Genomic DNA, 13,882 nt, shown 5'->3' on the forward strand with positions numbered 1-13,882 from the left:
AGCGACAACCATATTGCTCGCGCACGCTGTCGAGGCTTACCTGGTCCGTGACTGCACCTGCCATTCGCTTCAGCGCCATCAGGGCCCCTGATGAATTCGTTCGAAGAGGCCTGACCGTTCGGATGCCTGTCCGTTAGGGCCTACCGTAAAAAGTCTCGGCTGAAGTCCGCCATAAATAAAGCGATCGTAATGCGGATAACTTGCGGTCACGCAAATCTTTGGTAGGGCTCGCCCCTCTTACCGGCAGGGGCCATACGCGTGCCAATAACCGCTTTGGGTTTGTGGTTTCGTGCCAGAGAATATGGATCGAATCTCCTCGCAAACGAAGATACGGCCATACAAATTCGCTTCGCGAAAGATCGTCTGCTTCATCGCTCGGTAAAGGCGGCATCGAGAGAATTGAAAACAGGCTTAAACATATATCTAACGATCGATTTTGAGCCGGTCTGAATATGGGCTTGCAGAACCATTCCCGGCGCAATTGGGTAATCGGTAGCACCGGATCGCACATGATCCTGTAAGAGACGTATTGTAGCCTTATAGTAAGGCTCGGAGGGCGCATTTTGGCCAGGTTGATTTTGTTGACTCGGTGGAGGCGAAAAGGTCGTAGCCGAGACGTATTCGACTTTTCCCCGAACCGGCCCGAAGATCGTGCTGTCATATGTCAACAGACGTATCTCGGCATCCGCGTCCAGTCGTATGTGGCCGGAGTCTTTTGGGTCGATGTGTACCTCAGCAACCAATTCTGAGCCGGTCGGCACTATGCGCGCGATGAGGTCACCCGGTCGAACGACCTCCCCGATTGATTTCGGAGCGAGTTCTTGGACAATCCCATCCGTTGGCGCACGGACTAACAAGCGCTCGGAGCGATCCTGAAGCTTAACCAACTGTTGTTCGGTTTCCGCAAGGTCAGATCCCGCCTTGACCCTGTCCTCACTCAACTTCTGCTGTGCCTTGGCATCTGCTTCTGCCAAACTGCTCTCCGCCTCCACCAGAGCTTCCTTCGCAGTGTCGAGCTTGCCCTGTAGGTTTAGCCGGTCACCTTCGCTGCGCTGGAGCGTGGACTTGGCTTCGAGCCAGCTCTTTCTTGATCCAGTTCCAAGGTTTTTGAGGTTTTCCTGCATTTCGACCAGCTCAAGCTGGACGTCTACCTGCGCTCTCGCGGACTCAACGCCAGTGGCTAGCGTGGCTATTTCGCCTTGCTTCTGCGCAATTTTGGCTGCAAGCGTTGCGCGTTCCTGCCGCCTTTGAATAACCGCGCTGACATAGAGCTTTTCCTGTTCTATTGCCAAAACCGGAAATTTCTTAGCCAGCTCTCCAAATTCTGGAGTTTCGTTACGGCTCTGTGCCTCAAGACGGATAAGTTGAAGTTTTAACGCGGCGCGCCTTGCCTCAAACTGGTCTCGTTCCCCGACCGACGTTTCTGGCCGGAGTCGAACGAGAGGCTCATCGGCTGTTACCTTCGATCCTTCCCTGACAAAAATTTCGGCGACGATACCGCCTTCGAGATGCTGAACCGCCTGGATTTGACCCCGAGGTAATATTTGACCTTGAGCGATTGTGACTTCACGCACCCGTGTCACCGATGCCCAAGCGATGGTCGCAATGACAAAGCCGGAAATCGTAATGAGGGTAGCCACTAAAATGCGCGGCGCGCGACCATCTTCCAACGCAAGCGGTTGGGTAAGACGTCGCGTGATTTCGATCCGCCTCGTGAGTATCGGCAGCAAAGCAATAAGCCTCAAAGCAGTTTCACACCGAATAATAGGGAGTTCGCATTAACAATATACTAGGCAGCCGTTGACATACGCTCCAAGACCCTATCGGGCGGTCCATCCTGAGCTACCTGACCGTCCTTCAAAAGGATCAAGCGGTCGGCCAATCGCATATGGCTCGGGCGAAAAGTCGTGAATACGATCGTCGCACGTCCCTTCAGCGAGCCAAGCTTCCTCAGCAAATGCAGTTCCGATGCCGTGTCGAGAGACGCTGCCGGATTGTCGAGCAGATAGATGGGGGCGTTCTTCACGAAGCAACGAGCGAGAGCCAATCTTTGTTTCAAGGCGTCGGGGAAGTTATCAAAATCTGCCGCAGTGAGCCGACGATCGATTCCCTCCCGCATCAGGTGATCTTCACCATCTAGTCCCATTTCTTTCAGAACCCGCAACACATCGTCATCACTGGCTTCCGGCCGAGATAGGCGAATGTTTTGTGCCAAGGTGCCGTAAAAGAAATTTGCCGTCTCCGGCAGAAAGGCAATCTGAGAACGCCATTCGGTCGGATCAATCTGCCGCAAATCCATATCATCGGCGAGTACTGCGCCTAGGGTAGGCGAATAAAGACCGGCTAAGAGTCTCAGTAGCGTTGTTTTCCCTGAACCGCTCGCTCCGGTGACAGCGATCGTCTCGCCCGGCCTGATCTCGAGCTGCACACCACGCAGCACCGCCTCCGCCTTTTGCGGGTACCGAAAAGCAAGACGCTGCACGGACAGCTTTCCCCTGAACTGACGGAAAAAGGATTGTGGTGCCCGGGTCCCCCGTTCGCTCCTGATTTTCATCAGCCTGTCAATTTGTCCAAACGTCTGCAACGCCTGCGCGATCCGAGGCAACGAAAGGTACGTTGATTGAAGCGGAGACAGCACTCGCCACACAAGGGCCATGGTGCCAATCAGCGCGCCCGAGGTCATCGAGCCTTTGGTTACACTTAAGGCGCCAAGTCCCAGTGTCGCGACGCCTGCAATACTAACCAGAAGCTCGCCTATATTTTGAACGATGCTATTGAACCTGTGCGCTCGATGGGTTTGGTCCGCGATCAGCTCGACCAGGTCTTGGTGTCGCGCAATCCAGACATCTTCAGCGCTAAGCGCCCGAATAGCGCGACGCTTGGTGAGTATCTCACGAAGCAAAATATTGCGGCGTTGCTTGGCAAAGCTGATAGCACGAGCAAATTTGCGCGTGATCGGCACTGTTATAACTGAGAGCCCAATATAGACCCCGATAAGAGAAATCGGGACCCACACGAGATTTCCTCCCCACAGTGCAATCGCAATAAGAAAAATAAATATGAATGGAACATCAACGACAGATGAAGCCAAAGTTCCAGTAAAGAAATCGCGCATACTTTCGAACTGTCTCAGCCGTGAAATCTGAGTATCGACAGGTGCAGCTTCGACCATTGAAACCGGCATATTCAGGATCACTTCGAATGCCTTCATGCCGATCAGCGCATCTATCCGGGCGCCAAAATAAGCCATCGCTCGCGCGCGGACGCTGCGCAGCGCCAGATTCGTGGCGATTACGATGCCGGCGCCTATCGCAAACATGACAATCGTATTTGCCGACCTCGTGCCGATCCCTAAATCGTACACGGCGATAACAAAAATCGGCAGCGCGAGCGCAGCAATATTACCTAGCAGACTGAGTCCGAGTGTGGCTACGATTGTAGGTTTGAACTGTTTAATAGCGGCCAACAGCCATGACACGCCTTGTTCGAGACCTTCGATGTCGACTGACTGATCCCATATGGAAAATGCCCAGCCGGACTGATTGGCCGGCCCGATTGTTTTCCACGCCGCGACATCGCCGTCGAAGGCGAGCAGCGTGCCGTCCAATTCACGCTCCACGATCAACGTGACGTCCGTGCCGTCACGTGTGAACAGACAAGGCAAGGCGTGAGGTTTTATTCCTGACAACCTCACGAAACGTCCGTTTGTTCCATAGCCCAACAAGCAAAGTACGCGACGCAACGCCTCGATATTTTCGATCCGGTCAAAGTGCGGCAACGCTTCCCGAATTAGCCGCCCTTCACCGGCCCAACCAAACAATGCGAGCGCGGGAGCGAGGCACGATTCTGCCGGTGTCTCGGGACGAACTATGTCGTTGATCGTGCCGATCAGAGCGTCTTCCGCCGTAGCCGACGACTCGGTAGTTCCGCCGCCAAACTCAGCGGCAAGACGCGCTAGATTTGCGTGCACCTGGTTTTCGATTGTCCCCGACGCGAGAGGGATTTCGCCGCTCGGGTCTGCTTCGAACTTGGCTGATGTTGTCACGTCGCAAGCTTCCGTGAGTCATCGAGGGAGGGGAAAAGCCAGTCGACGTGGCCGTCGTGAACGATCAATCGATGATCACACAAAGCCAGTAAAGATGGGCGGTGCGTTACAACGATTATGGTGAGGCTTCCGCGCAGAAAGTTGAGTGCCCTGTTCATGGCGGGCTCGGCAATGGCGTCCAAGGGGACATTGGCTTCGTCGAGCGCAAGGATGCGCGGACGGTTGGTTAGCGCCCGCACAATGTTTATCTGTTGAGCAATCGACGTCGGAAGGTCTTCGGCGATGCCCTCGCCAAGCTTCGTCTCATATCCATCCGGCAGAAGATTAATGGTCGTTTCGAGACCCAGGAGCTGCGTCATCTTGCGCGCAAAGTCCCGCTTCTCAGGACCAAACATGGTCAGATTTTCCATGATGGTGCCTGAAAATATGACAGGCGAAGCGCCGACATAGGCAATTTGCCGACGCATCGACGCGAATCGGGGAACCGATGTCGATATGCCGTCGATCGTGATGCAGCCCGTTGCGGGTGCGATCTCTCCCATGACCAAATTCAGCAGCGTGGTCCGTCCCGAACCTTCCTTTCCCTCGACACCGATAATGGCGCCAGCCTCGATGGAAATATCGCTCACACACAGGGGGTGATTGGGATCGTCCGGGTGTCTGAAAATTACCTTTTCAAATCTGATATTGCCATCGATCGCGGAATGAGCTTCCGCTGAACCACCAGCCTCAGGCAAATCGAGCAGTGATTTAACTTCAGCTCGACGATGGGCAACAGTCTCCTGCTCGGTCCAGAGAGAAATTGCGCGCAGAAGAGGCTGCAGAATTTGACCCGACAGCAACGTGCAACAAGCGAGAGCCCCCATGCTTAGCTGGTCGTTAATGACCTGGGTGCCTCCAATCGCGACGACGATCAGTTGCGACACGCTACCAAAAAGCAGGGCGGCGGATTGGTTAGCCTGGCCAGTCAAGATCGAGGACATGGTAGTCTTGGCCACCGCTTCTTGCAGCCGTTCAAAGCGCCGCTGCATCTGCGGCTCCATCGCCATGGCCTTGATGGTGTGGATTCCTGCTAATACTTCCGCGATAAAATCGTATTTCCGATTGTCCTGTTCGGTACGTGCATCGAGTATTCTGCGAAATTTTCGAGCGCGACCGATGGCAAGCGCTGCGAATCCAAGGAATAGGCTCGCGGGAACGAAAACCATTGGGCCGCCGACGATCGCCATCACCACCAGCGCGATCCCTACGAAAGGAAGATCGATCAATACCAAACGCGCTTGACCGCTATGATAGTCAGCAAGTGCTGCTGCGGCAGCGTAGCGGTTCACGTGCACAGCGGCGGGCTCGCGCTCAAAGGCTCCGTTTGGCGCGCGAAGAAAGCGAGCAACCGCTTCGTTTTCCACATTTCGGGCAAAGCGCGTAGCCTGCCAGGATAAGAGGGTTGACCTCACGGCCTTCAAAATGAAGTCAATAAACAGTGCCACCGCAAGGCCGAAAAACAACCATGCCAGCGTCGACAAAGATCGGTTTGGAATGACCCGATCGTACACCTGCATAATCGAAAGCGGCAGTGACAAAGCCAATAGATTGATAACAAACGAAGCAAAATAGATTGCCTCGGGAACGGTTGGCTCATGAAGGGCGCCCGCGTTAGAAGAGACGGATTTGTCTCGGCTCTTTCGTTCGACGCGGTCCGAACGTCGGCTTTGAGGCCGCCGATTTATTTGAGGCTTGAAAGCCGAAATGAAGCTTGTGAGGGACAAAACGGATACGCCAATACATCATTAAAAACTCGCTCATTATTCACTGGATTCGCTTAGCGCCACGTTAAGGTAAATCCGGCGGCGCGAATGCGCACGCAAAGCATTTCCAAGATGTTAACGCCGAGGCCGCGAACAACACAGGATCGGTGCCAACGAATTTAATCTATTGCCGTTAGATTTGCTTGTACCCGATCCGCGGTTTTCAGGTGCTACATGTCTGACAACGATCTTTTGACGCTCGCGCTCGATCGCTTGGACAAAGCCGCCCGGAAAACGCCGGGCGTTGTCTACCCCGTGGCGCACGGCCAAGGGGATGAAAGCGGCTACGACCTGACGAATCCGAACCTGCACCATGGCGCAGACGCAAAATATGTCCCCACGGTTCAGACTCCAATTAATTCGGGATCGGTATTCAATTCGGGCGTAGGAGCAGTCTCTGGCCAACCGGTCAACGAAAGGTTCCATCTGGCTGTTGGCGGAAGCGGAGCACCTTCCGCCGTCATTGCGGAGTTGAGCGGCCTTGAGGGCCAGACATTCTCGTCCAGCGTTGCCGGTCGCCCCGCCGGTCCTGCCACCAGCGATAGGCTGACGTCGGCCTCGCTACCCGGCGTTCACATGGACGACTATACCGGCAGTATTTCTCGCGCCCGGACCGGCGGCGACTTCGGCAACGTGCCGATTGCAGCGCAGACGACCGAAGCACATGCTCATGCGGTCAGCGCGAATTTCGATCCCGCTGCGGGCGTCCGCGGCCTAGCAGCAACCCCCATCGCCGATCAAAGTGGTTATGAGGGCAAGGCTTTCTCTCTCAATGTCGCCGGCCATTTTATTGCTTCGGCTGCTGGCGACACTCTGACCTTCTCTGCCTCGCTGCCGGTCGGCCTCAGCATCAATTCCCTTACCGGTGTCATCTCGGGAATTCCGACCGACAGCGACTTCGGCAACAATACCATCACGGTGACGGCGACCGACGCCAATGGCAAAGCGATCAGCGAGAGCTTTCATCTGGCTGTTGGCGACAGCGGGCCGACCGTGACCGCTATCGCCGCCCAGAGCGCTTATGAGGGCAAGTCCTTCTCACTCAATATTGCGAGCCACTTCACCGCCCCTGCCGCCGGCGACACCCTGACCTACTCGGCATCATTACCGGCCGGGCTAAGCATCAACGCGCACTCCGGTGTCATCTCCGGCACGCCGACCGACAGCGACTTCGGCAACAACACGATCACGGTGACGGCAACTGACGCCCGTGGCAAGGCGATCAGCGAGAGCTTCGATCTAACCGTCGGCGACAGCGGGCCGACTGCCACGGCCGTCGCCAACCAGATCGGCTATGAGGGCAAGGCCTTCTCGCTCAACATCGCGAGCCACTTTTCCGCGCCTGCTGCCGACGACGTGCTGACCTATTCGGCCTCGCTGCCGGCCGGGCTTAGTATCAACGCCCATACCGGCGTCATCTCCGGAACTCCGACCGACAGCGACTTCGGCAACAGCACCATCACGGTCACGGCGACCGACGCCCATGGCAAGGCGATCAGCGAGACCTTCCATCTGACCGTCGGCGACAGCGGGCCGACCGCCACGGCCATCGCAAGCCAAAGCAGCTATGAAGGCCAGGCCTTCTCGCTCAATGCCGCCAGCCATTTTATCGCTCCTGCTGGCGGCGACACCCTTACTTTCTCCGCCTCACTGCCGACCGGTCTCAGTATTGATCGCAACACCGGTGTCATCTCCGGCACGCCAACCGACAGCGACTTCGGCAACCATACCATCACGGTCACGGCGACCGATGCCCATGGCAAGGCGGTTAGCGAGACTTTCCACCTGACCGTTGGCGACGGCGGGCCGACCGCCACCGCCATCGCCGACCAGAGCGGCTATGAGGGCCAGGCCTTCTCGCTTAACGTCGCCGGCCACTTTGCCGCCCCTGCTGCCGGCGACATCCTGACATTCTCGGCATCATTACCGGCCGGCCTCAGCATCAACGCCCATACCGGTATCATCTCCGGCACGCCAACCGACAGCGACTTCGGCAACCACACGGTCACAGTCACGGCGACAGACGCCCATGGCAAGGCCATCAGCGAGACCTTCCATCTGGCTGTTGGCGACAGTGGACCGACCGCCACCGTCATCGCCGACCAAAATGCCTATGAGGGCAAGGCCTTCTCGTTCAGCATCGCCAACCACTTCACCGCCCCTGCTGCCGGCGACGCTCTGACCTATTCGGCCTTGCTGCCGGCCGGCCTCAGCATCAATGCCCATACTGGCGTGATCTCGGGAACTCCGACCGATGGCGACTTCGGCAACAACACCATCACAGTTACGGCGACCGACGCCCACGGCAAGGCCATCAGCGAGACCTTCCATCTGGCTGTTGGCGACAGCGGACCGACCGCCACCGCCATCGTCGATCAGAGCGGCTATGAGGGCAAGGCCTTCTCGATCAATGTCGCGAGCCACTTCAAGGCTCCCGCCGCCGGCGACGCGCTGACCTATTCGGCCTCGCTGCCGGCTGGCCTTAGCATCAACGCCCATACCGGTGTCATCTCCGGCACGCCGACCGACAGCGACTTCGGCAACAACACCATCACGGTCACGGCCACTGACGCGCATGGCAAGGCGGTCAGCGAGACGTTCCATCTGACCGTTGGCGACAGCGGACCGACCGCCACCACCATAGCAAACCAGAGTGCCTATGAGGGCAAGACCTTTTCGATCAATGTCGCGAGCCACTTCAAGGCTCCAGCCGCCGGCGACACACTGACTTTCTCCGCCTCACTCCCGACCGGCCTTAGCATTGACCACAACACCGGCTTGATCTCGGGAACTCCGACCGACAGCGACTTCGGCAATAATGTGGTCACGGTCACGGCGACTGACGCCCATGGCAAGGCAGTCAGCGAGAGCTTCCATCTAGCTGTTGGCGACAGCGGGCCGACCGCCTCCACCATCGCAAGCCAGAGCGGTTATGAGGGCCAGGCCTTCTCGCTCAATGTTGCGAGCCACTTCACTGCTCCCGCCGCGGGCGACACGCTGACTTTCTCCGCCTTACTGCCGACCGGGCTTAGCATCGACCACAACACCGGAGTGATCTCGGGAATTCCAACTGACAGCGACTTCGGCAACCACACGATCACGGTGACGGCGACTGACGCCCATGGCAAGGCGGTCAGCGAGAGCTTCCATCTGGCTGTTGGCGACAGCGGACCGACCGCCACCGCTATCGCCGACCAGAGCAGTTATGAGGGCCAGGCCTTCTCGCTCAACGTCGCCAGCCACTTTTCCGCCCCTGCTGCCGGCGACGCGCTGACCTACTCGGGGTCGCTGCCGACCGGGCTCAGCATTGACCACAACACCGGAGTGATCTCGGGAACTCCGACCGATAGCGACTTCGGCAGCCACACCATCACGGTCACTGCTACCGACGCGCATGGCAAGGCGATCAGCGAAACCTTCCATCTGGCTGTTGCCGACAGTGGGCCGACTGCCACAACTATTCCCGACCAGAGCGCCAATGAGGGCCAAGCCTTCTCGCTCAACGTCGCCAGCCACTTCGCCGTCCCCGCCGCCGGTGACACGCTGACCTACTCGGCCTCCCTGCCTGTAGGCCTGACCATCGATCCTCATACCGGCGTCATCTCCGGCACTCCGACCGACAGCGACTACACCAGCAGCGCGCACGCCTACAATTTCAATTTCACGTCGTTCGACGGATCCTTTACCGTCAGCGGACAACTCACGACTGCCAGCTCGCTTGATGCGAGCGGAGGATATGACATCACTGGAATTGCGGGATCTGTGGTCGGACCGAACGGCGCGGCGATCGACAATCTGATCAGCAATCCCAACTCTGCCGCCGAATCAATAAGCCCCGACGGCGTTTTTATTTATGATAACGTTCTGCTTGCGAACAGCAGTCCGTCGCTCGATTACGGCGGAATCCTCTTCACCTCCAATAACCTTGAATACAATATCTTTTACCAAAACGGCCAATACCAGCTTATCGAAACTCTTGCTCCCCACGGGACGTCCTGGTCTGAGCAGGACGGTACTTTCACGATCTCGGCAGTCCCCGCCAGCGACCCGATCACCGTGACCGCAACCGATGCGCATGGTCAAACGATCAGCGAGAGCTTCAATCTGACCGTTGGCGACAGCGGGCCGGCCGCTACCGCCATTCCCGACCAGAGCGCCTACGAGGGCCAGGCTTTCTCGCTGAATGCTGCCGGTTATTTCACCGCCCCGGTTGCCGGCGACACGCTGACTTACTCGGCCTCACTGCCGAACGGCCTCACCATCGATTCCCATACCGGCCTGATCGCCGGCACGCCGGCCGATAGCGACCTCGGCAACAACCCAATTACGATAACCGCCACTGACGCCCACGGTCAGTCTGTCAGTGAGGGTCTCAATCTGGCGGTGGCCGATCACAACGATACGTTCTTCATTGCTTCGCATACTGGAAACATTACGCTCAATGGCAACCCCAATTGGACCGATGCTGTCGACCTTCACAATATAGGGCAGAATGCGAGCTTCAATCTCACCGACTACGCGGCAGATGGCCATGTGGTCCAAAGTTGGACTGGCTTAGTCGTCGATGGGGCAGCCAATTCCGATCACGCCATAACGTTCGCCCAGGGAGACCATGCCGTGATCACGGTGAATCACATGGATGGCAGCGCGGCGGACCACATCACTCTTCAGCACATTGATCACGTGAAATATTGATCACAGCTATCGTGATTTGAACTAAAATTCGGAAGCGGTATTTGCATGCCCGCACAAATCGCACTCAAGCGATCATCCATTCTCTTGCAGCGGCACGACCGCCGATGTGTATAATTTGATAAGGAAATCTTCGTAGAGTTCACGAATTGGTATTGATTTCTGACTGATCGCCTATTTGGACATCTCGCCACCAGGGTGGCGACCTATCGATTGTAGTTGCGCGGGAGTTTATCCCGTTGTGGCGTCTGATGGATCTGCATTTCCGAATTCCACGTTAGTTTAATTTAAGTGAGAAAACGGTGTCGTTTCTTCAAGAATTAGAGGTCGCTGTCTCGCAAGGGTCGGCTGAGAGCCGCGAGCGGGCATTGTGGTATGCGACCGACCTATTGATAGTGGGTCGGTATTCCGAAGACGAAATCTGGATGTTTGGAGAAATAATAGGCAGGCTGGAGCAGGATATTGAAACTGCGACCCGCGCCCGACTGTCAAAGCGGCTGGCCCGATCTGACAATGCACCCTTTAAAGTGATCAAAAAACTCGCGTTTGACGACGCGATTGCGGTCGCAGGTCCCGTCCTTCGTCAATCTGGACGCCTCGATACCCGGACCCTAATTGCCAACGCCAGGTCCAAAAGCCAGGACCACCTGCTAGCGATCTCGAAGAGAAGGTCCCTCTGCGAGGAACTGACAGATGAGCTTGTGGTCCGAGGAAGTCAGGAGGTTGTGCGTTCGGTCGCCAAGAATGACGGCGCTCGTTTCTCCGATACAGGCATCCTGCATATGATTAAGCGTTCCGAAGGCGATTCAATTCTGTTCGAGCAGTTGGGTTACCGCAGGGACATCCCGAGGCATGTATTTCAGCAATTGATCGCAAAGGCGTCGCAAAATACGAAAAAGCGGCTGGAGCGTGAGCGCCCGGAAGCCGTGAACCAGATAAACAGTTTGGTAACGGACGTCACGGGCGCAATGCAATCGAAATTCGGCCCTGCCTCGAAGGACCATTTCGATGCAAAAAGGGAAGTGGCAAAACAATATCACCGCGGAAATCTAAATCAGAAGGAGATCTTCGAATACGCTCAGTCGCACAGGTTCGCGGAAGCAACGGTTGGCCTCGCGCTGCTATGCTCACTGCCCGTCGACGTAGTCGAACGCGTGCTGCTCGACAAGAACCATGAAATTGCGCTGATCCTGGCTAAGGCCCTTGCGTTTTCGTGGGAGACGACGATGGCGCTGTTGTTCCTTGGCGCGCCCGATCATCGCATCTCGGTGAATGAACTTGAGACCGCGAAACGAGAATTTGCTGGGCTGAGTGCGGAAATGGCACGAGGCGTTCTGGAGGCCTACAAGTTACGTAAGCAGACGGCATCGTCGGATTTCGATGATCGACGCCTGCCTCAACTTCATACTGTGAGATAGAGTGCTCAAACTTCGCGGTCGGAGACAATGCCGCGGAGCGCAGATTCTCTCCCCCTATGGGGAGGCGCTGGATTCCGCATCTCGAGAAACATTGCCTTCACGTCGGAAAGTCTCAGCGCCTTGTCCCGCGGCCTTTGATGCTTCCGTCGCACGTGAAGCTGCCGCAGCCCTAACCTCGTTGCGCTTCATGGGATATGCTTAGATGAAGTTGACGGCACGGTCTTTGATGATGGCACGGGCGACGGCCGGCGGTAGTCCAGGGACTTGGAGTCTTCGTGCGGACGAGGCCATTAACCTAACCAATCAAGGTTACTGCGCACATCGACTCGCGGGAAATGGAAAGCGAGCGATAGAATTAAGTTTCGGGGCTTTAGATAGGCGATGTCTCAATGAGCAAAGAACTCAAAACTGCCGAACAACTATCAGACATGATTGTTTCTTCACTGGGCGTGAACGAGATTGAGATCCAGGTTCGCCAAGATCACGCTTATGGGTGGCAGCCGACAGTAGTAGCCTCTCCAGGCGGTCTAATTGGATATCAGAGGCGAGTTGAAGAAATCGCAAATCGTTTGCGTTTGACGTTCGCCCTCCGGCACTAACCACCGCAGTTCGCGCACTGCACCGGCGTCACTGTGAGGCTAAGCTAGCCGCTCTCACATGATGGTTCCGCTAGCTTCAGCCATTCCGAAGCAATCGCTCTGAGCATGGTGCAACACTGATTGTCGAATGTTACTTTGGCTAATTTCAAACAACAGGCGGAATGGCCGACATATCACTCTCGCTTATCGGTTAGTTGCCCTGCTATCCGGTGCCCGACTTGTTCTGCAATTGCGCTACCAGCAGAGTACCGGGTATTCCCAAGGTACGTTTCTCCGGCGGGCGATCCAACTTGGCGTCGTAGCTCACGGCCAGATCTAGCAACCGTCGCTTGATAAAAGGGTCAGCCTTCTCGGCGAGAGAGCGGCAATGTGCGGCACACTGCTTTATAAATTGACTATCCATTATTACACCCACCCCTGGACGCAACAAACACGTCACATATTGCTCTCAGTGGCTTGGTCCTTCAAGAGCCGACGCGCCCCGCCACGGCCTACCCAAGGACCGGCCGTTCCCACTCAGTCGGCGCACCATTTGCATCGATCGAGGCGCGCCCCAGCCCACGCTGGTGGGCGTGGAACGCGCCGGCCTTCAATCACCATCGCCAAGCGGCCATCCAAACGTATTCGGCTCTCGGCTACCGCCCTTATGAAATCGAGTTTTGGAAGGATTTGCAGTAAAGTCCCCTTCTGGCACGAATGTATGGACCGGCTGCGTTTCGCAATAGAGGTTGTGCGTGGATAGCGGAAGTCGCTGATATGTTTTTCGACCGCCGGTACGCCGCATCGACCTTGTGCGTGCAGGCGATGAAGCGCTCCGCAAGCGGAGTGAGGTCCCATGCCGGTGTAATGGAGGAGGTCGCCTTCCCAGCGATCTTGGTACAAGCCTTTAAAGGGTCTGGGATAAGCGGCAGCATTGCGTTTCGTGCCGCGCTTTTTGTTCACTCAATTTGCCGACAAGAAGCGGCTGGTTACAATGAGATATCCTGGACAACGCAGTAAGGCGTCTCAAGGAAGATATTGAGAGATTTCGTTGTTCATGCAAACGACTATGCCGCTACTCCAGAGCAGGCACGCAACGCGTGCGTAGTGGTGAGAAATCTTGTCGAACTGAGAAAAGAGATCACCGATTCGTTCGAGCTTAAGTAGTCGGTTGTGAAGAACTCGGAGCGACGGGTTATGCGAGGCGCGGCGGTGCGAGGGGCTGACCGAAGATCAGTAGCAGGACGCGCAAAAATTGCCGGAACCAGCGCAGTAGCAAGCTGAAATTGTGGCCAGCGGCGGCGAGCACAGCGTTGATGCGGTCGCCTTCGCGGCCCTTGAGAT

6 protein-coding genes and 1 pseudogene are annotated in these 13,882 nt (G+C 56.5%); 3 read left to right on the forward strand and 4 right to left on the reverse strand.

The annotated features are described in order from the left end of the window. Positions 1–368: 368 nt before the first annotated feature. The 3 genes from ABSE61_RS29190 to ABSE61_RS29200 are packed head-to-tail and all read right to left on the reverse strand — an operon-like array spanning position 369 to position 5,811. On the reverse strand, positions 369–1,745 hold the full coding sequence (locus ABSE61_RS29190; RefSeq protein ID WP_423874631.1) for an HlyD family type I secretion periplasmic adaptor subunit: 1,377 nt from the start codon (positions 1,743–1,745) through the stop codon (positions 369–371). Between the two features lie 44 nt (positions 1,746–1,789). Further along, the gene (locus ABSE61_RS29195; protein WP_423874632.1) at positions 1,790–4,045 is read right to left on the reverse strand and encodes a peptidase domain-containing ABC transporter; all 2,256 of its coding nucleotides are present in this window, start codon (positions 4,043–4,045) and stop codon (positions 1,790–1,792) included. Beyond that, the gene (locus tag ABSE61_RS29200; RefSeq protein ID WP_423874633.1) at positions 4,042–5,811 is read right to left on the reverse strand and encodes a peptidase domain-containing ABC transporter; all 1,770 of its coding nucleotides are present in this window, start codon (positions 5,809–5,811) and stop codon (positions 4,042–4,044) included. Before ABSE61_RS29200 ends, ABSE61_RS29195 begins: the two co-directional genes overlap by 4 nt. Positions 5,812–6,024: 213 nt before the next feature. On the opposite strand from ABSE61_RS29200, the gene ABSE61_RS29205 reads away from it, so the two are divergent. From ABSE61_RS29205 to ABSE61_RS29215, 3 genes are all read left to right on the forward strand, one after another. Next, entirely contained in the window at positions 6,025–10,545 is a 4,521-nt protein-coding gene (locus ABSE61_RS29205; protein WP_423874634.1) for a beta strand repeat-containing protein, read from the forward strand. A 299-nt stretch (positions 10,546–10,844) separates the two neighbouring features. Then, complete coding sequence (locus ABSE61_RS29210; RefSeq protein ID WP_423874635.1) at positions 10,845–11,960, forward strand: DUF2336 domain-containing protein; 1,116 nt, start codon at positions 10,845–10,847, stop codon at positions 11,958–11,960. Positions 11,961–12,349: 389 nt separating this feature from the next. Further along, entirely contained in the window at positions 12,350–12,559 is a 210-nt protein-coding gene (locus ABSE61_RS29215; protein ID WP_423874636.1) for a hypothetical protein, read from the forward strand. A gap of 1,174 nt (positions 12,560–13,733) precedes the next feature. Here ABSE61_RS29215 and ABSE61_RS29220 read toward each other — a convergent pair. Continuing rightward, positions 13,734–13,882, reverse strand: a pseudogene (locus ABSE61_RS29220) (IS5/IS1182 family transposase); the annotation flags it as partial.

It is taken from the genome of Bradyrhizobium sp. (assembly GCF_049519115.1).
In the GTDB taxonomy this organism is placed as follows: domain Bacteria; phylum Pseudomonadota; class Alphaproteobacteria; order Rhizobiales; family Xanthobacteraceae; genus Bradyrhizobium.